We start from the raw sequence: 23,608 nt of genomic DNA on the forward strand, positions 1-23,608 counted from the left end.
TTCCGCCTATTCAGAAAATTCCCGGCGTAATCATGGCCTCTTCAGGTTCATTCTGACCGTTTGCCCCAGTCAGCCAAAAATGCTTCAATTCCTTTGTCAGTCAGAGGGTGATTGAACATTTGGTTGATGACCTTCAGCGGAACAGTCGCGATATGGGCTCCCCTCAAAGCGGAATCGGTCACATGCTGGGGATGGCGGACAGAAGCAGCGATGATTTCAGTCTCGATTCCATGGATGTCAAAGATTTCCCTGATGGAGGTGACGAGTTCAAGGCCGTTATGCCCGATATCATCAAGCCTGCCAAGGAATGGAGAAACATAGGATGCACCGGCCCTTGCTGCAAGCAAAGCCTGATTGGCGCTGAAAATGAGGGTTACATTCGTTTTGATGCCTTCTTTTGAAAAAGCATGGACAGCCTTCAGCCCATCCGGCGTCATTGGGACTTTTATGGTGATATTAGGAGCGATTGCTGCAAGTTCCTTCCCCTCTTTGATCATGCCTTCTGCATCGAGCGCAATGACCTCTGCACTGACAGAACCGGGCACAAGCTCTGCAATTTCCCGGAGCCTGTCATGGAAGGAGATATTTTTTTCCTTTGCCACTAAAGAAGGATTTGTCGTCACTCCTGCCAGTATTCCCAGAGCATGGGCCTCTTTAATCTCTTCCAGGTTTGCCGTATCAATAAAAAATTTCATTTCGCTTCCCCCTAAGATTATTCGACTGATTTTTTAAAATCGACATAAATGAATTGAAACCGCCTTTAAAAGAAAGGCGGTTTCAATCTATTTTAACATACTGTATCTTTATTAAGCTTTATTTGATGAACCAAACTCGCGCATTTTGCCGATTACTGTTTCTTTAATCGCCTCACGTGCAGGTCCCAGGTATTTGCGCGGATCGTACACTTCTGTGTCAGCCGCCAATACTTCGCGCACGCGCTTCGCGGAAGCAATCTGGTTCTCAGTGTTTACGTTGATTTTTGCCGTTCCAAGGGAAACAGCTCTTTGGATGTCTTTAGTCGGGATGCCTGTGCCGCCGTGAAGGACTAAAGGCATGCCTGTAAGCTTTCCGATCTCTTCCATTTCAGCAAAGCCAAGATTTGGCTCACCTTTGTAAGGACCGTGGACAGAGCCAAGTGCAGGTGCAAGGCAGTCAATTCCTGTGCGCTTAACAAGCTCGTCACATTCTTTGGCATCGGCATAGATGACACCGTCAGCCACTACATCGTCTTCCTGTCCGCCGACAGTTCCCAGCTCGGCTTCAACAGAAACACCTTTAGAGTGTGCATATTCTACCACTTTTGAAGTAGTTTCCACGTTTTCCTCGAAAGGACCGTGTGAAGCATCGATCATGACAGACGTAAAGCCTGCTTCGATCGCTTCTTTACATTTATCGAAGCTTGAACCGTGGTCAAGGTGGATGGCAACGGGAACAGTGATCTTATAGTCCTCAAGAAGCCCTTCTACCATTTTCACAGTTGTCTTGAAGCCGCCCATATAACGAGCTGCACCTTCGGAAACACCAAGGATGACAGGTGATTTCTCTTCTTCTGCAGCTTGCAGGATCGCTTGAGTGAACTCAAGGTTATTTAAGTTAAATTGACCTACAGCATAGCCTTCTGATTTAGCTTTGTTCAGCATATCAGTCATGGAAACTAAAGGCATATTTCTTCCTCCTTATTAATGATTGCATCGTTCTTTGCAGGGATTCACATAAAGTTTCTCCCAGCATGCCCATGAATATGTACCCTGTCTTGCAATGGGCAAAACGGACGCAATCCTTTGGAATTCATTTGTATCATACCAAAAGAGAATCAGAAATTCCATTAATCCAGCGCTATTTTTCCCTGCAGGACAGATTATTTTAAAGCAAACGCTATCATTTTAAATATTCATTTTTTTGAGTTGGGCCAGCGTTCTTTTTTTAGCCGGCAGCCATTTTCACCGGAATTTCACCGGAATTTCACCGGAATCTCCTAAAATGAATTCGGGATAGGGACATACTTCTTAACAGCAGCCCTGATGTCGTCAATATCAAACGGCTTGGCAAAGTGGGTCAATGCCCCCAGGTCCTTTGCCTCCTGAATCATGTCCAATTCCCCATAGGCTGTCATGATGATCACCCGGATATCGGGGTCGATTACTTTCATTCTCTTCAGGATTTCGATTCCGTCCATGCCCGGGATCTTCATATCAAGCAGGACAAGATCCGGAGGATGTTTTGTAACGGTCTCAAGGGCCTGGACGCCATTTGCAGCCTGAAATGTTTCATAGCCTTCCTTCTGCAGCACTTCATTCAACAAAATGCGGATGCCGAACTGATCGTCTACTATTAATATTTTCCCTTTCATACAGCCACCTCTTCCCTAAAATAGTTACTTCTGATGCTGCTAGACAGAAAGCGGAATTCTTATGTCCTGCCGGGCTCACACGAACCCTTCTGTTTTTTTGACAGCACATAAGAATTCCCGCTTTCCCGGTAAGATAAGAAGCTCACTGCTGTCAATGGCCCGCTTCCATTAGGAATAAGGCCTCTTGCACCTGCTGTTCTGCGGGATTCCAGCGCCAGTGAAATTAAACTCCTGCTTTTGTAAGAATGACCATTGGTCATAGAAAATATATCCACTTCTCAACATTCTCCCTTTTGCGCCTGAATTCCTGCTTCTTTTTATGCAATTCTGCCGAATATTTTACCTTTTACGTTCGTTTCACTATAATAAGACCACAAATAGTGTTCATTATCCTGCAGGGTTTTAAGCCCGGCAGATTGATTATTGTTCAATTTAGGAGGAAGTTTAAAGTGCTAAAGATGTTTTCAACCCAGCTGACAGGAATCTTCAAAAGGCTGATGGAAAAAGAGGAATTCAGCATTGAAGACGCAGCCCGGCTGCTTGCCCAGGCGCCAGCGGGCGAGGGGAAAATCCAGATTTTTGCTGCCCTTGAAATGAAGGCAGCGGCCCTCGAGGCAACCGAAGGAGCAGAACCGCTCTCATCTGCTGCCCAGTGGACTGATGCTCATTCAGAAAATGATATTGCTGATACAGACCGCTTTCTGATCATCTCCCGCTTTTCCCATGATGAGGAGGCCGTCGCCCTGGCAAAAGTACTTTCTGAAAAAATGATTCCTTTTGCCGCTATTTCCACTGCTGTGGAAGGTGACGGCCCTTCCCTCGCTGAGCTTGCGGATGTCCATATTGACCTGAAATTGACAAAGGGACTGCTACCGGATGAAGAAGGAAATCGCTTTGGCTACCCATCTGCCATCGCCGCCCTCTTTGTGTACCATGGGCTGAAATTTACAATTGATGAGATTTTGGGTGAGTATGAATAACAAAAATGAACAAGAAGGCATCACTTGATGCTGTAAACCTGCCCAACTAATTTCAAAAAGCCCTGTTGATTGCAGTGCAAGGCACGCAGACTCCTGCGGGAGATAGCGGCAATGCTGAGACCCCGCAGCGCGCAAGCGTGAGGAGGCTCAGCGTCGCCCCGCGGAAAGCGAAGTGCCTGGAACGGAAATCAACAGCCCCATTAATTGATGCAAACCTGCCCAACTAATTTTAAAAAGCCCTGTTGATTGCAGTGCAAGGCACGCAGACTCCTGCGGGATTGCAGCGGCAATGCTGAGACCCCGCAGCGCGTAAGCGTGAGGAGGCTCAGCGTCGCCCCGAGGAAAGCGAAGTGCCTGGAACGGAAGTCAACAGCCCCATTATGACGCACAAACTAAAAAACTAAGCCCCCTCAAATTCAAGAGGGGGCTTTTGTATAATTAGTTATTTTCCTGATGCTTCAAGGATGCGCCGACGAAGTCGCGGAACAGCGGCTGCGGGCGGTTTGGTCTTGAAATGAATTCAGGGTGGAACTGGGAAGCGACAAACCAAGGGTGATCTTTCACTTCAATGATCTCAACAAGACGGCCGTCAGGGCTTGTACCTGAGAAAACAAAGCCTTTCTCCTCCATCGCCTGGCGGTAGTGGTTGTTGAACTCATAGCGGTGTCGGTGGCGCTCATAGACAACCTCATCCTGGTATGCAGCATATGCATTCGTTTCTTCATTCAGCTTGCATGCCTGCAGGCCAAGGCGGAGCGTCCCTCCGAGATCTTCAATGTCCTTCTGCTCAGGCAGCAGGTCAATGATCGGATGCGGTGTAGAAGGATCGATCTCAGCTGAGTGCGCTCCTTCCAGTGAAAGGACATTGCGGGCAAATTCAATGGAAGCGAGCTGCATGCCAAGGCAGATGCCAAGGAATGGGCGCTTCTGCTCGCGCGCATACTGGATGGCAAGAATCTTCCCATCGATGCCGCGATCGCCGAATCCGCCTGGTACAAGGATTCCGTCAGCATCATGAAGAAGTGTCTCCACATTGCCTTCTGTTACTTCTTCTGAATTGACCCATTTGATTTCAATATCAGAATCATAGGAATAGCCGGCATGCTTCAATGCTTCGACCACAGATATATAAGCATCCTGCAGCTCAACATATTTGCCGACAAGGGCAATCTTCGTTGTCTTGGACAGATTGCGGACCTTGTTCAAAAGCTCTGTCCATTCAGCCATATCTGCCTGTTCGCATTCCAGCTTTAAATGATCGCAGACGATCTGGTCAAAATTCTGCTCTTGCAGGGCAAGAGGGACAGCGTATAATGTATCGGCGTCACGGCACTCGATAACAGCCTTCGGATCAAGGTCGCAGAACAGGCCGATCTTATCCTTCATATCCTGGGAAACCGGCATCTCTGTACGTACGACAATGACATTTGGCTGGATCCCGAGGCTGCGCAGTTCTTTTACACTGTGCTGTGTCGGCTTTGTTTTCATTTCGCCTGCCGCTTTGATGTAAGGGATCAATGTACAGTGGATGTACATAACGTTATCGCGCCCAATATCACTCTTGATCTGGCGGATTGCCTCAAGGAATGGCAGGGATTCGATATCCCCTACTGTACCGCCGATTTCTGTGATGACTACATCGGCATTCGTCTCATGCCCTGCACGCATAACTCTTTCTTTGATTTCATTGGTAATATGCGGGATAACCTGGACCGTTCCGCCCAAATAGTCGCCGCGGCGCTCTTTTTTCAGGACAGTGGAATAGATTTTCCCAGTCGTCACGTTATTGAATTTAGTCAGGTTGATATCGATAAAGCGCTCATAGTGGCCCAGATCCAAATCCGTTTCGGCGCCATCGCCTGTAACGAAAACTTCACCGTGCTGGTATGGGCTCATGGTTCCCGGGTCAACGTTGATATAGGGGTCAAACTTCTGAATGGTGACATTCAAGCCTCTGTTTTTCAGCAAGCGGCCCAAAGACGCAGCGGTGATCCCTTTTCCCAATGACGACACAACGCCGCCTGTTACAAAAATATACTTTGTCATGTTATTTCCCCCTCATAATCAGTCTGTGCAATTTCTGCATCCTTTAGGTAAGGCTTTTCCTAAAAAAAATTTGCTGTTCCTGATTGCAGCCAAGAACAGCTAATACGAAATGCGCAAGGCGCCTGCTTATCGGCGACAAGCATAAGACGAGCCGGCCGAAAGGTTGTTCTTTAACCTTTTGGCCGGATTGGCTTATGACCTCGAGCAGATGGCGCCTGGAGCTAGACAGTGTTCAAAGTTCAAAGACATATTTTTGAACTAAAAATAAAAAAGCGCTCCTTACCAAACAGTAAGGGAGCGCTATTGCATATACATTCATATGGTCCTTTTTTAAGGAGCCCAAAAATGATTCTACAAGGCTGGCCAGGAAAAGTCAAGCGATTATAAGTCTTCCTCGTCTTCTTCGAGTTCTTCCTCATCTTCGTCAAGATCTTCTTCTTCTTCAAGGTCATCCTCTAGAACCTCTTCGTCGTCTTCGAAGTCATCATCTGAGTCCTCATCCAGGTCATCCTCGAGAAGATCGTCGTCATCTTCATCCAGATCATCGTCATCATCAAGGTCATCGTATTCGATGTCTTCCTCATCGAGCTCATCATACTCGTCCAGGTCAAGATCGACGTCTTCAGTCTTCGCCGCTTTCTTGGCCTTTTTCTTCTTCGGCTTCGCTGCTGTCATTGTCTCTTCTTCCATTGTATCGACAGGATACCAGCTGCGCAGGCCCCAGCGGTTTTCTCCCATGGCAATGAAGCGCCCGTCCAGATTCAGGTCAGTATAGAACTGGGCAATCCTTGAGCGGATTTCCTCATCTGATACCCCAAGCCGCGTTTTATATTCGTTTATAATGTCGGTAAAAGAAACCTGCTGCTTTGTGCCTTTCAGCAATTCGTAGGTAATATCGATAAAGGACATTTCCTGCAGCTCTTCTTTTGTGAATTGGTCTAGACTCACTATACGCACTTCCTTTCCCTATATAACACTCGCTATTGGAGCGCAAAAAACTCTAAACAGCACCGGGGCTTCCCGGATATGCACTGCTTTTAAAGAACGCAATAACCTCCGCCGCTTCAAAAGCATCCCAAGATGAATAAAAGGCATAAGAATGCCTTTTGCAAGCCGGATAGACAGCTTATGTAAAATACATATTCTTCATTATAAACAAATTGCTGGTGTTTATGCTAGTTCTATCTGCAGTTTCCTTGCATTTTTGATGAGAGACAGTCTTTTGGAAGGCCTGCTGCTGCTGGTTTTCCCGGAATGGCTTTCTTCCTTTGGTGAAAAAGGAACCTGCACCCGGGAAACATCTCAAGTCTTTTTCCTCTTCCACCGCTTCTTGCCTTTCCTGCCGGAGAGCTGAATCATCGCCAGGTATAGGAAGTAAATGGACAGCAGGAAGAAAGCGACTGCACCAAGCTGCCTCTGGTATAAGAAGTAAAAGGCTGCTATCGCAGCAGCAAAAGCGCCTATTGATAAAATCTGTCTCAATCCGTTCACATCCTGCATATCAATATCCCTTAGGACTGCATTCCCTTACATTATATCTGAGAATAGTCCATTCGCTAAATACATTATGAGATTTTCCAGAAAAATATATCCTTTTTCCATATATGAGACAGAGCCATGGGCTGTAATCAGCCCCTGGCTCTTAAAATGCTACATATTGCGGCGGTATTGTCCGCCAACCTCGTAAAGCGCCCTTGTAATCTGGCCAAGGCTCGCATACTTAACGGTGTCCATCAGCTCGGCAAAAATATTGCCGTCCGTCACCGCCGCTTCTTTCAGGCGGGACAGGGCTTCAGCTGCATAATCCTTGTTCCGTTCCTGGAAGCTCCTGAGATTCCGGATTTGTGTTTCCTTTTCTTCCTTCGTCGCCCTGGCGATTTCCATGCTGTCCATCTGCTCTTCGGACGGCGGATTTGGATTCAGATACGTATTCACACCGATGATCGGAAGATCGCCGGTATGCTTTTTCATTTCATAGTACATGGATTCGTCCTGGATCTTGCCGCGCTGGTACTGCATTTCCATGGCGCCGAGCACGCCGCCCCTGTCGTTGATCCGTTCGAATTCCTGAAGGACCGCTTCTTCAACAAGGTCTGTCAGCTCGTCAATGATGAATGCCCCCTGAAGAGGATTTTCATTTTTTGTAAGGCCATGTTCTTTTGTAATGATCATCTGGATCGCCATCGCCCGGCGGACAGATTCCTCGGTAGGCGTGGTGATCGCTTCATCATAGGCATTTGTATGAAGGGAATTGCAATTATCCTGCAGCGCCATCAATGCCTGCAGCGTTGTCCGGATGTCATTGAAATCAATCTCCTGGGCATGCAGGGATCGGCCCGAAGTCTGGATATGGTATTTCAGCTTCTGGCTCCGCTCATTGGCTCCGTATTTATTTCGCATCACAGTCGCCCAGATGCGGCGGGCGACCCTGCCGATGACGGTGTATTCCGGGTCAAGCCCGTTTGAGAAAAAGAAGGAAAGATTCGGCGCAAAATCGTCGATCTTCATGCCTCTGCTCAAATAGTACTCGACATATGTGAAGCCGTTCGCCAGCGTAAAGGCCAGCTGTGACAGCGGGTTTGCCCCCGCTTCGGCAATATGGTAGCCGGAAATGGAGACAGAATAATAGTTGCGGACCTTTTTATCGATAAAATACTGCTGGATATCACCCATCATTCTGAGGGCAAATTCTGTTGAGAAGATGCAAGTATTCTGGCCCTGGTCTTCTTTCAGGATATCCGCCTGGACGGTACCGCGGACCGTCTGCAAAGTCGCAGCTCTCACTTCTTCATGCTCCGCTTCGTTCAGCTTTCTGCCAAGCTCTCCTTCTTGCTTTTCCACCTGCTGTTCGACCGCCGTGTTCATGAACATGGCCAGAATGATCGGAGCCGGGCCGTTGATGGTCATGGAAACCGATGTGGACGGGTGGCAAAGGTCAAAGCCGGCATATAATTTTTTCATATCATCAAGCGTACAGATGCTGACGCCGCTCTCACCGACTTTTCCATAGATGTCAGGGCGGTAGTCCGGATCCTCGCCGTATAATGTGACAGAATCAAACGCAGTGCTCAGGCGCTTGGCCGAATCATCCTTTGATAAGTAATGGAAGCGACGGTTCGTCCGTTCCGGTGTCCCTTCCCCGGCGAACTGGCGCTTCGGATCCTCTCCCTCCCGCTTGAACGGGAAGACGCCTGCGGTATACGGGAAGGCACCCGGCACATTCTCCCGGTAGACCCAGCGGATGATTTCGCCGTAGTCCCTGTATTTCGGGAGCGCCACCTTTGGGATTTGCAGGCCTGAAAGGCTCTTTGTCTTCAGGATCGTGATGATTTCTTTATCGCGGATTCTTGTTGTGAACTGCTCCCCGGAGTATTTCTCCTTCAGATCATTCCAGTTTTCCAGTATTATTTTCGATTCTGCTGTCAGCTTCTCTTCTGTTTCCGCTGTCAGAGCCTCAAGTGAGGCCAGGGCATCTTTACTTCCGTCTGCCTCTCTTACTGCCTGGATTGCACCCTCCAGCTGGAACAGCTTCCTGGCAAGGGCTGCCTGCTCTTCCGCTTTTTTATGATAATGGCGGACCGTTTCAGATACTTCACGCAAATAATAGCGCTGTTCATTCGGAATGATGACATTCTGCTTTTCAACCACTTCATTTTTAGAAAAAGAAGTGCTCCAGCCAAGGCCGGCTTTTTCATTCATTTTTTCTACCAGGGCAGCAAACAAGGCATTGGTGCCCGGATCGTTGAATTGGCTGGCGATGGTGCCGTAGACCGGCATTTCCTCCAGCTCTTTCTCAAACAGCATATGGTTCCGCTGATATTGCTTCTGCACCTGGCGGCGGGCATCTTCTGAGCCTTTGCGCTCAAATTTATTGATGACGATCAGGTCAGCATAGTCGAGCATATCAATTTTTTCTAGCTGGGAAGGCGCTCCGAACTCACTTGTCATTACATACATGCTAAGATCGCAGATTTCCGCGATTTCGGCATCGCCCTGCCCGATCCCGCTCGTTTCGACGACAATCAGGTCAAAGCCTGCCGCCTTTACGACAGAGATGGCATCCTTGATCGCCAAGGACAGCTCGCTTTTTGACTTCCGCGTCGCAAGGCTCCGCATATAGACGCGCGGCGAAAAGATCGCGTTCATGCGGATCCGGTCGCCAAGGAGCGCCCCGCCTGTTTTCTGCTTTGTCGGATCGACGGAAAGAATCGCCACTTTCTTGTCAGGAATTTCATTGATGAAGCGGCGGATCAGCTCATCAGTCAAGGAGCTTTTCCCGGCTCCGCCTGTTCCGGTGATCCCGAGGACCGGTGCCGTTTTTTCCAAAGTCTTGATTTTTTCCATGAGCGACTCTGCTGCAGCGGCTGCCTCTTTTTCAAGCCCGACACCATGCTCGGCGAGCGTAATCAGCTTAGCGATGCTGTTCACTTCGCCTGCTTCAAGCTTTTCAAGTTCAGCTGCACTTTCCTGTGAAACCGTCGGAAAGTCGCACTCCGCAAGCATCTCATTGATCATGCCCTGGAGCCCTTTCTGGCGGCCGTCTTCGGGAGAGAAGATGCGGGCGATCCCGTACTCATGCAGCTCCTTGATTTCGCGCGGGATGATGACCCCTCCCCCTCCGCCGTAGACGCGGATATGGGAAGCTCCCCTTTCCTTCAGCAAGTCGTACATATATTTGAAATACTCAACATGGCCCCCCTGATAGGAGGAAATCGCGATTCCCTGGACATCCTCCTGGATTGCCGCATTCACGACCTCTTCCACCGACCGGTTATGGCCGAGGTGGATGACCTCCGCTCCGCTCGCCTGGATGATCCTTCTCATGATATTGATGGAAGCATCATGGCCGTCAAAAAGGCTTGAGGCTGTAACGAAGCGCAAATGATGCTTCGGCCTGTAGATTTCTGCTGTACTCATTCGTTTGACTCCCCCTGTCCCTGGATTTTCCTGCCGTCAGGCACTTTTGCCTGTTCTTGCTTTATCCCCTGAATCAGAAGCTCTGTCTGCAGTTCAATATATTCATCAAGAGTGTATATTCTCTGCAGCGCCCAGCGGCGGAAGCCCCACATCTGGCCCTGCACGAAAATATTGTGGGCGATCATCTTGACCTCTTTTTCCGTCAACAGGAGCTCCCCGTTGTCCACACAGCGCTGGATGACATCTTCAAACATGGAGACCATTTCAATCTCTTTTCTCAGCACATATGGAAGGGCGTCCTTTGACAGGGATTTTGCTTCCTGGTACATGACCAGGACTTCATCCTGCATATCATCCACAACCCGGAAATAGTAGGCGATCCCGAGCTTCAGGCTTTCAAGCGTCCCCCTGTTGGCATCAAGGGCCTCCTGCAGCCTGTCGCGGACCGAATCATAGATGCTGTCGCAGACCAGGTACAGCACATCTTCCTTTGTGCGGATATATTCGTAGAGGGTCCCGATGCTGAATCCCGAGGCCTTTGCAATCTCCCTTGTCGTCGTACGGTGAAAGCCTTTTTGTTTAAAAAGGTTCACTGCTCCCTTGATCATTTCATCCCGCCGCTTTTTCACCAGCTTTTCATCTTTCACAGAAGCATGGACTTCCCGTTTTTTCATAGATATGCACTGCCCTCCTCTGGCCGCTCATGAGTCAAAATTGGACTTTTCCCTACTGGTGGCTGTTCTCGCGGAGGTGACATATTTTTTATAGGAAAGAGCCCTTTTCTTCTTATGTTCTATTTGGTTATCATCCTGGAAATGACCAGGCGTTGTATTTCCTGTGTGCCTTCATAGATCTGTGTTATTTTGGCGTCGCGCATATAGCGTTCGACCGGATAGTCCTTCGTATAGCCATAGCCGCCGAATACCTGGACAGCCTCTGTCGTCACTTTCATGGCTGCATCGCCGGCGAACAGTTTGGACATGGCCGACTCCTTGCCGTACGGCAGGCCTTCCGACTCGAGCCAGGCAGCCTGATAGGTCAGAAGCCTCGCCGCTTCAACACTTGTCGCCATATCGGCCAGCTTGAAGCCGATTCCCTGCTGAAGCGCAATCGGCTTGCCGAACTGCTCCCGCTCTTTCGCATAGTCCACCGCAGCGTCCAATGCTCCCTGGGCAATGCCGACCGCCTGGGCTGCAATGCCGTTCCTTCCGCCATCAAGGGTCATCATGGCGATTTTAAAGCCTTCGCCTTCTTTGCCGAGCATGTTTTCCTTTGGCACCCGGCAATCTTCAAAGATGATTTCGGTTGTAGGCGAAGATCTGATGCCCAGTTTCTTCTCCTTTTTGCCGACAGAGAAGCCGGGGAAATCGCTTTCAACGATGAAGGCTGTCGTGCCTTTCTGCTTACTCTCCGGATCTGTCAGGGCGAATACGACATAGATATCGGCAATCCCGCCGTTTGTGATAAAAATCTTTGAACCGTTCAGCACATAATGGTCGCCGTCAAGGCGGGCCGTCGTCCGCATGCCGCCCGCATCCGATCCGCTTCCCGGCTCTGTCAGGCCGTAGCCGCCGATCTTCTCACCCTGCGCCATCGGCTTCAAGTATTTCTGCTTCTGTTCTTCGCTGCCGAATTTATAGATCGGCCAGCCTGCAAGCGATGTATGGGCAGACAATGTCACCCCTGTGGATGCACAAACCCTTGAAAGCTCCTCGACTGCAATGCAGTATGCCAGATAGTCGCTTCCGATACCGCCGTACTCTTCAGGCCAAGGGATTCCTGTCAGCCCGAGCTCAGCCATCTTATCGAAAATTTCACGGTCAAAACGCTCTTCCTCGTCGCGCTCTGCCGCGCTCGGCGCCACTTCATTTCTTGCAAAATCACGGACCATTTTCCTGATCATTTCATGTTCTTCCGTCAGTCGGAAATTCATCGTATTTTCCCCCGTCCATTTCAATATTGACCTGCATCTTATTTACAGGTTTTTGCTGATGACAATTCTCTGAATCTCGCTTGTGCCTTCATAGATTTCGGTTATTTTACTGTCGCGGAAATACCGCTCGACAGGGTAATCTTCTGTATATCCATAGCCGCCGAATACCTGGACAGCCTCTATGCTCGTTTCAACCGCTGTTTTTGAGGCAAAAAGCTTTGCCATGCTGGCCTGCATCCCGCAGCGCTCGCCATTTTGGCGCATCATTGCTGCCTGGTAGACCAGCAGTCTTGAGGCTTCCACATGTGTGGCCATATCAGCCAGCTTGAAACCGATGCCCTGCTGATGGCTGATCGGCTTCCCGAATTGGCTGCGTTCCTTCGAGTAGGCAACTGCCGCTTCCAGTGCCGCCTCCGCGATGCCAAGGGCCTGGGCTGCAATGCCGATGCGCCCCGCGTCCAGATTGGCCATGGCGATTTTGAACCCTTCCCCTTCAGCGCCAAGGAGATTCTCTGCCGGAACTCTCATATCCTCAAAGCTGAGCTGGACTGTCCGGGAACCGTGAAGCCCCATCTTCTCCTCGTCCTTGCCGATCACAAGGCCAGGTGTCCCTTTTTCAACGATGAAGGAGGATACTCCCTTTGTCCCAAGCTCAGGGCTTGTGGACGCGAAGACAATATACACATCAGCTTCGCCTCCGTTTGTAATGAAGACTTTCGAGCCGTTGAGGATGTATTCTTCTCCGTTTTTGACTGCTTTGGTTTTCAAGCTTCCTGCATCAGAGCCTGCCCCGGCCTCTGTCAGGCAGAATGCCCCCAGATATTCGCCGGCAGCCAGCTTCGGTACATACTTCTGCTTCTGCTCCTCTGTCCCGAAATACAGGATCGGGTTGGTGCCGACCGATGTATGGACAGACAGGATGACCCCAACGGTTGCGGATACCTTTGACAGCTCATTGATGGCAATGATGTAGGAGGTGAAGTCCATTTCTGCCCCGCCATATTTTTCAGGCACGGGAATTCCCATCAGCCCGAGTGCGCCCATCTTTTTCAATATGTCACGGGGAAACTCCCCTTGCTCCATTTTTTCAATGAATGGCGCGATCTCGCTCTGGGCTAAATCGCGGACCATTTTCCTCATCATTTCCTGTTCTTCTGTAAACCGTAAATTCATGGCAGATCCCTCCTGCTGTCCATTCTGGTCTTTCCAGTTCAGCTGTATTGATAAAAGCCCCGGCCGGATTTCTTGCCGAGCCAGCCGGCCTTCACATATTTCCGAAGCAGCGGGCATGGGCGGTATTTATCATCGCCGAACCCTTCATGGAGCGTCTCCATAATATAGAGGCAGGTGTCCAGACCGATGAAATCCGCCAATGTGAGCGGCCCCATCGGATGGTTCATGCCAAGCTTCATGACCTCATCGATCGCTTCCTTTTCGGCAACCCCTTCATAGAGGGTATAAATGGCCTCATTGATCATCGGCATCAGGATGCGGTTTGAGACGAATCCCGGGAAGTCATTTACCTCGACCGGGACCTTGCCGAGCTTATGGGTCATTTCCTCGATTGCTGTATAAACTTCATCTGCTGTAGCGAGCCCGCGGATGATTTCAACGAGTTTCATAACCGGGACCGGATTCATGAAGTGCATCCCGATCACCTTTTCCGGACGCTTTGTCGCGGCGGCAATTTCCGTGATCGGCAGTGAGGAGGTATTGCTTGCCAGGATTGCATGATCCGGGGCAATTCCATCAAGCCGTTTGAAGATATCTGCTTTGATTTCAATATTTTCCACGGCAGCTTCGATGACCAGGTCCACCCCGCCGGCGTCGTCCAGATTGTCTGAGAGCTGCAGGCGGCGGAGCACCTCTTCCATCCCCGCCTCTGTCATGCGCTCCTTGGATACTTGGCGGGCGAGGTTTTTCTTGATTACACCAAGCCCCCGCTCGACATATTCAGTTTTTAAATCATTCAGCAGCACCTGATAGCCTGCCTGTGCACATACCTGCGCGATGCCGGAGCCCATCTGCCCTGCACCGATGACCATTACTGTTTTCACTTCCACGGTTATTCCTCCATTTCTCTACCAAACTTCTAATCTATCAGTTCGCCGGAACCTCGATCATGATGGCATCACCCTGGCCGCCGCCGCTGCAGATTGCCGCGATGCCGACTCCTCCGCCCCTGCGCTTCAGCTCATAGATCAGCGTCAGGATAATCCTCGCACCGCTTGCCCCGATCGGATGGCCGATGGCAACGGCCCCGCCGTTGACATTCACTTTATCTTCATCCAGATTGGCGATCTTTCCGCTCGTCAGGGCAACAGCAGCGAAGGCCTCATTGATTTCAAACAGGTCGATTTCATCCATGGACTTGCCTGTTCTTTTCAAAATCTCGTTGATGACAAGCCCAGGTGTTTTCGGAAAATCCTTTGCTTCAACTGCAATTGCCGTATGGGCAAGGATATAGGCCTGAACTTCCTTTCCTTCCCGTTCAGCTCTTTCCTCGCTCATCAGCACCAGTGCGGCAGCTCCGTCGTTTACTCCAGGTGCGTTCCCGGCAGTGATCGTTCCATCCCCATTGAATACAGGAGCCAGCTTTGACAGCTTTTCAATAGAACTATCCTTGCGCGGTGCTTCATCCTGCTCCACGACAAGCGGATCGCCTTTGCGCTGCGGCACCTCTACTGCCACAATCTCTTCAGCCAGCCTGCCGCTTTCGATCGCTTCGACAGCCCGCTGATGGCTTCTGTAAGCCCATTGATCTTGTTCTTCCCGCGATATTTCCATTTCCTTTGCCGTCGAATTGCCGTATGTCCCCATATGGGCGCCTGTGAAACTGCAGCTGAGACCGTCATGGATCATCAGGTCCTTCACAGTCGAGTCGCCCATCCGCATGCCCCATCTTGCTTTAGGGAGAAGATATGGCGCATTGCTCATCGATTCCATCCCGCCTGCCACAATGACTTCTTCATCTCCGGCCCTGATGATCTGGTCGCCGAGCGTTACACTCCTCATGCCCGATGCGCAGACTTTATTGATCGTTTCTGTCTTGACTTCCCATGGAAGGCCGGCCTTATTGCCTGCCTGCCGGGATGGGATCTGGCCCTGGCCCCCTTGAAGGACCGATCCGAGAATCAGCTCCCCAACCTCTTCAGGACGGACATCGGCACGCTTCAATGCTTCCTTGACGGCTGCAGCTCCCAAATCAGAAGCAGTCAGGCTGCTTAATGCCCCTCCCATTTTTCCAAAAGGTGTCCGCGCTCCGCTGATTATGACTGTTCTTCCCATCTGTATCCTCTCCTCCAGGCAAATTAAAGTTGATTTACTGATTTGACTGAACGCTCGCTCGTAAAGAAAGCGCAGCCCGCTGAACATAAACCTGTCTTATATAATTTCAATGCAATAAGGACAAAAAGGAGACCATTAGCAGTGGTTCTCCATTTTGTGTAAGCGCTTTATTTATATTTCCATCTTACTCCATCAGCGGCGAAAATAAAAATATTTTACCGAAGATTCTTAATAATCACTGCATTATATTTCTAAGAAAGGCCCGGTGCGCCAGGCCTTTCTTGGTTTTGGCTCTTTTCTGACACTTTGTTGCTTTTTAATATAAATCCCTAAGTACATCACACTTCCTACCTTGATTATCTTGATAAGAAAAGAGCTGTTCACTCCTTTTAAAAAGAGAGTCTTTGTATTTAGGGGAAAAATCCGTACCTTGGGATTTTTCCGAATGCCACCATCTATACGGAAACAGCCTGGTTTCAACTCAAGATACAAGAGTCTGCGGTTCGTCGATCACAGCTTTCTCAAGCAGCTCTGCCACATCATAGGTCTGGACTGTTTCTTCTGCTTCTTTAGCCTTTGTGCCATCAGACAGCATGGTCAGGCAGTACGGGCATCCGGAAGAGATGACTGAAGGATTGACAGCCAGTGCCTGCTCTGTCCGGGCAACGTTGACGCGATGCCCTGTTTCTTCCTCCATCCACATAAGGCCGCCGCCGGCTCCGCAGCACATGCCTGTCTCGCGGTTTCTTTCCATCTCCACCAGCTTCACGCCCGGAATGGACTTCAGGATTTCACGCGGCGGATCATACACCTCGTTGTATCGCCCGAGGTAGCAGGAGTCATGGAAGGTGATCGTTTCATTTACAGCGAATTGCGGCTTCAGCCTGCCTTCTTTCACAAGGTCGGCCAGCAGCTCTGTATGGTGATACACCTCTGCCTCTAGCCCGAAATCCGGATATTCGTTCTTGAAGATGTTATAGGCATGAGGGTCGATCGTAACAATTTTCTTGACTTCATTTTTCTCGAATTCTTCAATGTTCTTTGCGGCAAGCTCCTGGAACAGGAATTCATTCCCAAGGCGCCTCGGCGTATCGCCGGAGTTCTTCTCCTTGTTGCCGAGGATCGCAAATTTCACGCCGGCTTCGTTGAGGAGCCTTGCAAAGGATAAAGCAATCTTCTGGCTCCGGTTATCATATGAACCCATGCTGCCGACCCAGAAGAGATACTCGAATTCTTCTTCGGCTTTCTTCATTTCCTTCACAGTCGGTACAGATACATCTTCCCTTGCCTCGCGCCAGTCTTCGCGCTCTTTCCTGTTCAAGCCCCATGGATTGCCCTGGCGTTCAATATTGGTCATCGCGCGCTGGGCATCAGCATCCATTTTTCCTTCTGTCAGGACAAGATAACGGCGCAGGTCGATGATTTTGTCCACATGCTCATTCATGACAGGGCATTGGTCTTCACAGTTCCGGCACGTTGTACATGCCCAGATTTCCTCTTCTGTGATTACATTGCCGATCAGGCTTGGGCTGTAGGCCAGGCCTGCTGCCGCTTCCTCGGCGCCCTTTCCGGCAGCTGCAAGTGCAAGCTGATTGCCTTTCGTATTTGAGAAGGCAAAGGTCGGGACCCACGGCTGCCTTGAAGTTACGGCAGCGCCATGGTTTGTCAGATGGTCGCGCAGCTTTACGATCAGATCCATCGGCGACAGCATCTTGCCTGTCCCTGTCGCAGGGCACATATTCGTACAGCGGCCGCATTCCACACACGCGTAGAAGTCGATCATCTGCAGCTGATTGAAATCCTCGATCTTGCCGACCCCGAATGATTCCTGTGACTCATCTTCAAAGTCGATTTTCTTCAGCTTTCCGGCATTCTCGGTCCGGTCAAAATATACATTCGCAGGCCCGGCAATCAAATGCGCGTGCTTGGACTGCGGAACATAGACCAGGAAAGCAAGCAGGAAGAGCAGGTGGATCCACCAGGAAATATAGAAAATGACGATGCTGGCTGTCTCCCCTATCCCTGAGAGTGCTCCTGCTATCAGAGAAGCAACCGGCTCTGTCCAGGTTCCTTCATGTCCGTGCCAGATCATGCTCATCCCATTCCCAAGAAGAACGGACAGCATCAAGCCTCCGATGAAAATGAGCACAAGCCCTGCCTTGAAATTGCGCTTCAGGCGGACAAGCTTCTCCACATAGCGGCGGTGGAAAGCCCAGAGAACGGCGACTAGGATCATGAGCGTCACAATTTCCTGGAAGAAAGTGAACCCGGGATACAGCGGTCCGAGCGGCAGATGTGCCCCCGGCTTTATACCTTTTATGATAAAATCGATCGCCCCGAATTGGACAAGGATGAACCCGTAGAAGAACATTACGTGGATGGCGCCGCTCTTCTTGTCCTTCAGGAGTTTTTTCTGTCCAAAGACATTCACCCATATTTTCCCCAGGCGTTCTTTGACGTTTTTATCAAACTCCGCTTTCCTGCCGAGCTTAATATATTCAATCCTTGTTTTAACCACATAGACAAACAGGCTGACTGCGTAAGCGGTTACAAGTAAAAACGCAATTAAGTTGATCCATAATAATCCGTTCATGGCTGATTCTCCTTTCGTCTTTTTCCAACAGAAAATTTACAACCAACCAAATTTTCTGAAAAGATTCTTAGTACCATTATATAATGAATGAGCATTCAGTCAATAATTTTTTCTGCTTTCATCCACATTTTCCAATCTCTCTGCACATTTATAGAAACCAGTTCTCAAGGGGATGCTATCAGGAAAAGGTTCGAGGGGGCATATGACTTGAAAACTGCCATTGTAATCATTGCCATTCTGCTGGCGCTGCTGCTTTGGGTGTCCTGCGATTTGGCGCTCGGCCGGCGGAAGCAGCTTTCAAAAGCCCAGAGGAAAAGCTATCCGATCAGGCAGAGCAATATCGATTTGATCACCGCCGGGCCAGAATTATTTGAGAAGCTATTCCTGGATATTAAAAATGCCAAAAAGCATATCCATATTTTATTTTATATTGTTAAAAATGATAAAATCTCAGGCGAGTTCCTTTCCCTGCTTAAGAAGAAGGCCGAAGAAGGCGTAGAGGTGCGGCTGCTCCTTGATTGGGTGGGCAGCATGCGTGTAAAGAGGAAGCTGATTGCCGGCCTGAAGGAAGCCGGGGTCCGCTTTGCTTTTTGCCATGTCCCCAGGTTCCCCTATCTATTTTATTCTTCGCAGTCAAGGAACCATCGGAAAATAACCGTCATCGATGGGAGTATCGGCTATTTGGGCGGGTATAACATTGGCAAGGAATACGTCAATCTGGATGCGAAGCTGTGCCCTTGGCGCGATTACCACCTCCGCTTAACGGGCGAAGGGGTTGAAGATCTGCAGAGTGAATTTCTGTACGACTGGCAGAATGCGTCCGGAACCGACCTGCACCGTGATGCGGCCTATTTTCCCGATCTTCCAAAGGGAAGCATCCGGCATCAGCACATCCCCACTGAAGCCGGCTATCTGGAGGAAACCTTCCTGGCCATCATCCGGAATGCCAGGGTGAAGATCATCATCGGCACCCCGTACTTCATTCCGAGCCCTGCTCTTTTTCAAGAGCTGCAGCGGGCTTTGAAAAGAGGCGTCAGACTGAGCATCATCGTCCCGGCCAAGACAGACCATCTCCTTGTAAAGGAAGCCTCTTATCCTTATCTTCGGGTGCTGCTGAAGGAAGGTGCGCGCATCTATCAATACACGAATGGATTTTATCATGCGAAAATCCTTCTTGCGGATGACACAGTATGCGATATCGGGACAGCCAATTTTGATAAAAGGAGCTTGTATTTGAATCATGAGCTCAACTGCTATATATATGAAAAATCTTTTATCCGAAGTGCTGAAAAAGTCCTCGAGCAGGATATGAAGGACTCAAAGCTGCTCATGCTGAAAGCTATCTCGGGATTTAATGCAATCCGCTGGCTGCGGGAAGGAGTGGCGAAATCTGTTTCGTACTTTCTCTGAGGGTGTTCGCCTCTTCTCCCGTCAATGGCGGATTGAAGCCATTTTTTAAAGGAGTTTCTTATGAAAATACGATTCGGTTATGTTTCCCAGGCGGTAAGCCTTTGGGAAGCTTCCCCTGCCAGGACACTGACATTTACCCGCTACAAGCAGATGACAAAGGAAGAAGGAATGCAGAAACTGCTGGCTGCGACCGCGGAAAATCTCCGCAGCACCAGAAGGATGCTTTATTATAATCTTGCTCACGATATAGAACTTTACCGGCTCTCAAGCTCCATTGCCCCTCTTGCTACCCATCCGGAGGTGATGTGGGATTTTGTTTCCCCTTTCCGCGATGAATGGCAGGAGCTCGGCAGACTGGTCAGGGACAATGGCCTGCGGGTCAGCTTCCACCCCAACCAGTTTACCCTCTTCACCTCTCCGCGCAGTGAAGTGACAGCCAATGCTGTGATTGATATGGAGTACCATTACCGGATGCTCGAGGCAATGGGCCTTGAAAATCAGGCGCTGATCAACATCCATATCGGCGGAGCCTATGGCGATAAAGAAACATCCATTGAACGCTTTTACCAAAACCTGAAGAGCCTTCCTGCGCATATAAAAGCGGTTATGACACTTGAAAATGATGATAAAACCTATAATGCCGAAGAAACGCTGGCTGCCTGCCAGCGGGAGAAGATTCCGCTCATTTTTGACTATCATCACCATATGGCGAATCTAAGCGAAAGGCCGCTTGAAGATATGCTGCCGGATATCTTCCGGACCTGGGACCATTTCGGCATGAAGCCGAAAATCCATGTATCATCGCCTAAATCGGAAAAAGCCTTCCGGTCGCATGCCGACTATGTGGATGCCGACTTCCTGAAGCCGCTGCTGGATCACCTTCATGCGATCGGCGAGGATGTTGATTTTATGATCGAAGCAAAGATGAAGGACAAAGCTTTATTGAAGCTTGTTGAGGATATCAGCCGGATCCGCGGGGTGAAGCGGGTCAGCGGCGGGGCCGTTGAGTGGAAATAGAGAGAAGCCGGGCGAAGTTGTCCCGGCTTTTTCTGCAGAAAAAGCCAATGGGAAATCGTTGGTTGATTTCCGTTCCGGGCACTTCGCTTTCCGCGGGGCGGTACTGAATTTTTGACTGGGCCGCGCTGCAATATATGGTAATATATGTATTATTTGTAGAGTCATTCGATTTTTATGTAGAATAAATGAAATTTTCAGTAGAAATCTTTTACTTTTATGTAGAATAATTCAAAATTTATGTATCATAACACCCCCGGCAATTAGATTATACCCAAAATAAGTAAATAACTCCTTCTGATTCTTGGATAATCCAAGACAGGGGCATGAGTGCCCACTCCTTTAACACTTTTCGTTGATTTTTGAGCGAAATTTACAAGTTCAAATAAGAAAACCGCAAGCGCCCCGCCCTCCCCCGACAGCGAAAGCCAATCCTGCCCAAAGGATGTCCTTTCCTTTTTGGCAGGATTGGCTTTTAGCCACGAGGAGGCAGGTTCAGCTGCTGGACAGTAATCAAATAATACTTTTTTATCTTACAAAAAACCCCGCTTGCAGGAAGCGGGGCTGAAGTCTTACATTTTCTCAGGTGCGGATACACCGATTAACTTCAGTGCATTCTTTAGCGCCGTCTGTACAGCCTTGATCAGGCCGAGGCGGGCTTTTGTTTTTTCCGGATTGTCACTATCAAGCACTTTTTCAGCATTGTAGAAGCTGTGGAAGGCAGATGCGAGTTCGAAAATATAGTTGGTGATGCGGTGCGGCATCCGTTTTTCTGCAGCCTCAGCAACCGCCTGCGGGAATTCGCCAAGCTTTTTCAGCAGGTCGATTTCCTTCTCGGCAGAAATGAGGGAGAAATCAGCGTCAGAGCTTAATGCCATCCCCTGCTCCTCTCCCTGGCGGAGGATGCTCGAGATGCGCGCATGTGCATACTGGGCATAATAGACGGGATTATCATTGGATTGGGACACAGCTAAATCAAGGTCGAAATCCATATGAGTATCAGCACTTCTCATTGCGAAGAAGTAGCGGACTGCATCAAGTCCTACCTCATCCACCAGGTCGCGCATGGTGACAGCTTTTCCTGTCCGTTTGCTCATCTTCATCTTTTCGCCGTCCTTATACAGGTGGACGAGCTGGATGATTTCCACCTCAAGGGCATCCTTTCCGTAGCCAAGCGCCTGGATGGCAGCTTTCATACGCGGGATATAACCGTGGTGGTCGGCGCCCCATACATTGATGAGTTTTTCGAATCCGCGCTCGAGCTTGTCTTTATGATAAGCAATGTCCGGCGTCAGATAAGTATAAGATCCGTCATTCTTGATAAGGACGCGGTCTTTATCGTCTCCGAATTCAGTTGAGCGGAACCAGGTTGCGCCTTCTTCTTCATATACATGTCCGTTCTCTTTGAGTGCTTTCAAAGCATCATCAATCTTGCTGTTCTGGTAAAGAGAAGTTTCTGAGTACCAGACATCAAAAGGCACGCGGAAATCTTCCAAATCCTTTTTCAGCTTTTCCATTTCGTATTTAAGGCCGTATTCGCGGAATGCATCAAAGCGCTCCTTTTCATCGGCATTCACATATTTGTCGCCAAATTCATCGGCAAGCTTTTGGCCGATGCCGATGATATCAGCACCGTGGTAGCCGTCAGCCGGCATTTCTTTCTCCATGCCAAGCGCCTGGAAATAACGGGCCTCAACGGACAATGCAAGATTATTGATCTGGTTTCCGGCATCATTGATATAATATTCGCGGGATACATCATAGCCTGCTTTGGCCAGGATGCTGCTTAGGGAATCGCCGACTGCCGCACCGCGGGCATGTCCCAGGTGAAGGTCGCCTGTCGGGTTGGCGGAAACAAACTCAATCTGCACCTTTTGGCCATTGCCTGTATTTGTTTCTCCGTACTGATCTCCTGCGTCGAGCACAGTCGGGATCAGGTTCGTCAGATAACTGTTGTTCATGTAAAAATTGATGAAGCCCGGCCCTGCGATTTCAATTTTTTCGATGGAGGCTTTGCTGCTGTCAAAGTTCTCGATCAGCTGCTCGGCAATCATGCGCGGCGCCTTCTTGGCTACACGTGCAAGCTGCATCGCCATATTAGTAGAATAGTCGCCATGCTCCTTCTCTTTCGGGGTTTCCAGGATCACATCCGGGATCTGCTCTTCTGCAGCAAGGCCGGCTTTGATGACGGCCTGCTTGATTTCTTCCTTTAAATTGCTTTGCACTTGTTCGACTATATTCATTTTCCTTCCTCCTCAAACGTAATCACCAAATGATATGTATTTGCCTGTGATCCCTGCATTTTCATTTCGTACAAAAGGTCAAAGGACCCTGTTCCGCTGCCGTCATCAAAGGACTGTGAAAGCCCTTTTGTCAAAGTGAGCATTTCCATGGTTCCGAAGGGCATTTCATAGCTTCCCCTCATTTTTTTGTTCATCCGGAAGGGCAGCCTCATTTTCACGGCCCCTGAACGGAGGATCAAGCCTTCCCCGTCTGCCATTTTTACAATTGTCTTTACGGTTCCGGCTTCGTTTTCTTCTTCATACTGAAGAAAGCGGGAGCCGTTTTTTTTATAGTATCGGCCAAACGCAGTCAATTCAAAAGTCTCTTTGCTTCCTCCGCTGCGGATATCCGTTTTTACTTTTATTTTAACAGGTGTCTGTTCCGCTGGGCTATTGGACAACGGGCACACTTCCTTTTCGTTTAACTCTTTAGTATAACTTTTTAATTATAATTTTTTTGGGGTTGAAGTGCAAATGAAGTTGGGCAGTGATAGGGATTGGGTTAATGATGGGGGCTGTTGATTGAATTTTTTTCCAGATTGGTAACACTGCAAAAAGTTAAGTAAGCCCTGTTGATTGCAGTGGAAGGCACGAAGACTCCTGCGGGATTGCAGCGGCAATGCTGAGACCCCGCAGACGCGCAGCGGTGAGGAGGCTCAGCGTCGCCCCGCGGAAAGCGAAGTGCCTGGAACGGAAATCAACAGGCCTACTTATTAATACAAACCCGCCCAACTAATAGGATTATATGAATGAAGTTCCATTACAAAACAAAAGAGATACAGAATCCTGTATCCC

General features: G+C 49.3%; 18 protein-coding genes. 3 read left to right on the forward strand and 15 right to left on the reverse strand.

Annotation, left to right across the window (positions count from 1 at the left end; all coding sequences use genetic code 11):
* Nucleotides 1-47: 47 nt before the first annotated feature.
* From fsa to AC4E8B_RS23185, 3 genes are all read right to left on the reverse strand, one after another.
* The gene (gene fsa, locus AC4E8B_RS23175) at nucleotides 48-695 is read right to left on the reverse strand and encodes a fructose-6-phosphate aldolase (RefSeq protein WP_490215863.1); all 648 of its coding nucleotides are present in this window, start codon (nucleotides 693-695) and stop codon (nucleotides 48-50) included.
* 111 nt (nucleotides 696-806) lie between these two features.
* Nucleotides 807-1,664 (reverse strand): class II fructose-bisphosphate aldolase, encoded by an 858-nt coding sequence (locus AC4E8B_RS23180; RefSeq protein WP_490215864.1) that lies wholly within the window; start codon nucleotides 1,662-1,664, stop codon nucleotides 807-809.
* Nucleotides 1,665-1,975: 311 nt separating this feature from the next.
* Complete coding sequence (locus AC4E8B_RS23185) at nucleotides 1,976-2,350, reverse strand: response regulator (protein ID WP_490215865.1); 375 nt, start codon at nucleotides 2,348-2,350, stop codon at nucleotides 1,976-1,978.
* Nucleotides 2,351-2,808: 458 nt separating this feature from the next.
* Here AC4E8B_RS23185 and AC4E8B_RS23190 point away from each other — a divergent pair, with 458 nt between their 5' ends.
* On the forward strand, nucleotides 2,809-3,330 hold the full coding sequence (locus AC4E8B_RS23190) for a DUF2529 domain-containing protein (protein ID WP_490219860.1): 522 nt from the start codon (nucleotides 2,809-2,811) through the stop codon (nucleotides 3,328-3,330).
* A 438-nt stretch (nucleotides 3,331-3,768) separates the two neighbouring features.
* Here AC4E8B_RS23190 and pyrG read toward each other — a convergent pair whose 3' ends face one another.
* From pyrG to AC4E8B_RS23240, 10 genes are all read right to left on the reverse strand, one after another.
* Nucleotides 3,769-5,376 (reverse strand): CTP synthase, encoded by a 1,608-nt coding sequence (gene pyrG / locus AC4E8B_RS23195; RefSeq protein ID WP_490215867.1) that lies wholly within the window; start codon nucleotides 5,374-5,376, stop codon nucleotides 3,769-3,771.
* Between the two features lie 381 nt (nucleotides 5,377-5,757).
* On the reverse strand, nucleotides 5,758-6,324 hold the full coding sequence (rpoE, locus tag AC4E8B_RS23200) for a DNA-directed RNA polymerase subunit delta (protein ID WP_490215869.1): 567 nt from the start codon (nucleotides 6,322-6,324) through the stop codon (nucleotides 5,758-5,760).
* 354 nt (nucleotides 6,325-6,678) lie between these two features.
* Nucleotides 6,679-6,858, reverse strand: coding sequence for a hypothetical protein (locus tag AC4E8B_RS23205; protein ID WP_490215871.1), 180 nt, complete (start codon nucleotides 6,856-6,858; stop codon nucleotides 6,679-6,681).
* A 168-nt stretch (nucleotides 6,859-7,026) separates the two neighbouring features.
* The gene (gene icmF / locus AC4E8B_RS23210; RefSeq protein ID WP_490215873.1) at nucleotides 7,027-10,293 is read right to left on the reverse strand and encodes a fused isobutyryl-CoA mutase/GTPase IcmF; all 3,267 of its coding nucleotides are present in this window, start codon (nucleotides 10,291-10,293) and stop codon (nucleotides 7,027-7,029) included.
* Nucleotides 10,290-10,967, reverse strand: coding sequence for a TetR/AcrR family transcriptional regulator (locus AC4E8B_RS23215; protein ID WP_490215874.1), 678 nt, complete (start codon nucleotides 10,965-10,967; stop codon nucleotides 10,290-10,292). Before AC4E8B_RS23215 ends, icmF begins: the two co-directional genes overlap by 4 nt.
* A gap of 119 nt (nucleotides 10,968-11,086) precedes the next feature.
* Nucleotides 11,087-12,226: an acyl-CoA dehydrogenase gene (locus AC4E8B_RS23220; protein ID WP_490215876.1), complete on the reverse strand. Its 1,140-nt coding sequence runs from the start codon at nucleotides 12,224-12,226 to the stop codon at nucleotides 11,087-11,089.
* 42 nt (nucleotides 12,227-12,268) lie between these two features.
* Entirely contained in the window at nucleotides 12,269-13,399 is a 1,131-nt protein-coding gene (locus tag AC4E8B_RS23225) for an acyl-CoA dehydrogenase (protein WP_490215878.1), read from the reverse strand.
* Between the two features lie 38 nt (nucleotides 13,400-13,437).
* The gene (locus AC4E8B_RS23230) at nucleotides 13,438-14,289 is read right to left on the reverse strand and encodes a 3-hydroxybutyryl-CoA dehydrogenase (RefSeq protein ID WP_490215879.1); all 852 of its coding nucleotides are present in this window, start codon (nucleotides 14,287-14,289) and stop codon (nucleotides 13,438-13,440) included.
* A 37-nt stretch (nucleotides 14,290-14,326) separates the two neighbouring features.
* On the reverse strand, nucleotides 14,327-15,514 hold the full coding sequence (locus tag AC4E8B_RS23235) for an acetyl-CoA C-acetyltransferase (RefSeq protein WP_490215880.1): 1,188 nt from the start codon (nucleotides 15,512-15,514) through the stop codon (nucleotides 14,327-14,329).
* Nucleotides 15,515-15,995: 481 nt separating this feature from the next.
* On the reverse strand, nucleotides 15,996-18,107 hold the full coding sequence (locus AC4E8B_RS23240; protein WP_490215882.1) for a (Fe-S)-binding protein: 2,112 nt from the start codon (nucleotides 18,105-18,107) through the stop codon (nucleotides 15,996-15,998).
* 207 nt (nucleotides 18,108-18,314) lie between these two features.
* Between AC4E8B_RS23240 and cls the strand changes: the two genes are divergently transcribed.
* Together cls and uvsE are read left to right on the forward strand one after the other, a co-directional pair.
* The gene (cls, locus tag AC4E8B_RS23245) at nucleotides 18,315-19,517 is read left to right on the forward strand and encodes a cardiolipin synthase (RefSeq protein ID WP_490215883.1); all 1,203 of its coding nucleotides are present in this window, start codon (nucleotides 18,315-18,317) and stop codon (nucleotides 19,515-19,517) included.
* 60 nt (nucleotides 19,518-19,577) lie between these two features.
* Nucleotides 19,578-20,534, forward strand: a complete 957-nt coding sequence (gene uvsE, locus AC4E8B_RS23250) for a UV DNA damage repair endonuclease UvsE (protein WP_490215885.1) — start codon at nucleotides 19,578-19,580, stop codon at nucleotides 20,532-20,534.
* Nucleotides 20,535-21,103: 569 nt separating this feature from the next.
* On the opposite strand, the gene argS is transcribed toward uvsE, so the two are convergent.
* Together argS and AC4E8B_RS23260 are read right to left on the reverse strand one after the other, a co-directional pair.
* Nucleotides 21,104-22,774, reverse strand: coding sequence for an arginine--tRNA ligase (gene argS / locus AC4E8B_RS23255; RefSeq protein ID WP_490215887.1), 1,671 nt, complete (start codon nucleotides 22,772-22,774; stop codon nucleotides 21,104-21,106).
* Nucleotides 22,771-23,214 (reverse strand): YwiB family protein, encoded by a 444-nt coding sequence (locus AC4E8B_RS23260; RefSeq protein ID WP_490215888.1) that lies wholly within the window; start codon nucleotides 23,212-23,214, stop codon nucleotides 22,771-22,773. Before AC4E8B_RS23260 ends, argS begins: the two co-directional genes overlap by 4 nt.
* Between the last annotated feature and the right edge of the window lie 394 nt (nucleotides 23,215-23,608).

Source organism: Bacillus sp. SRL543, from assembly GCF_984799205.1.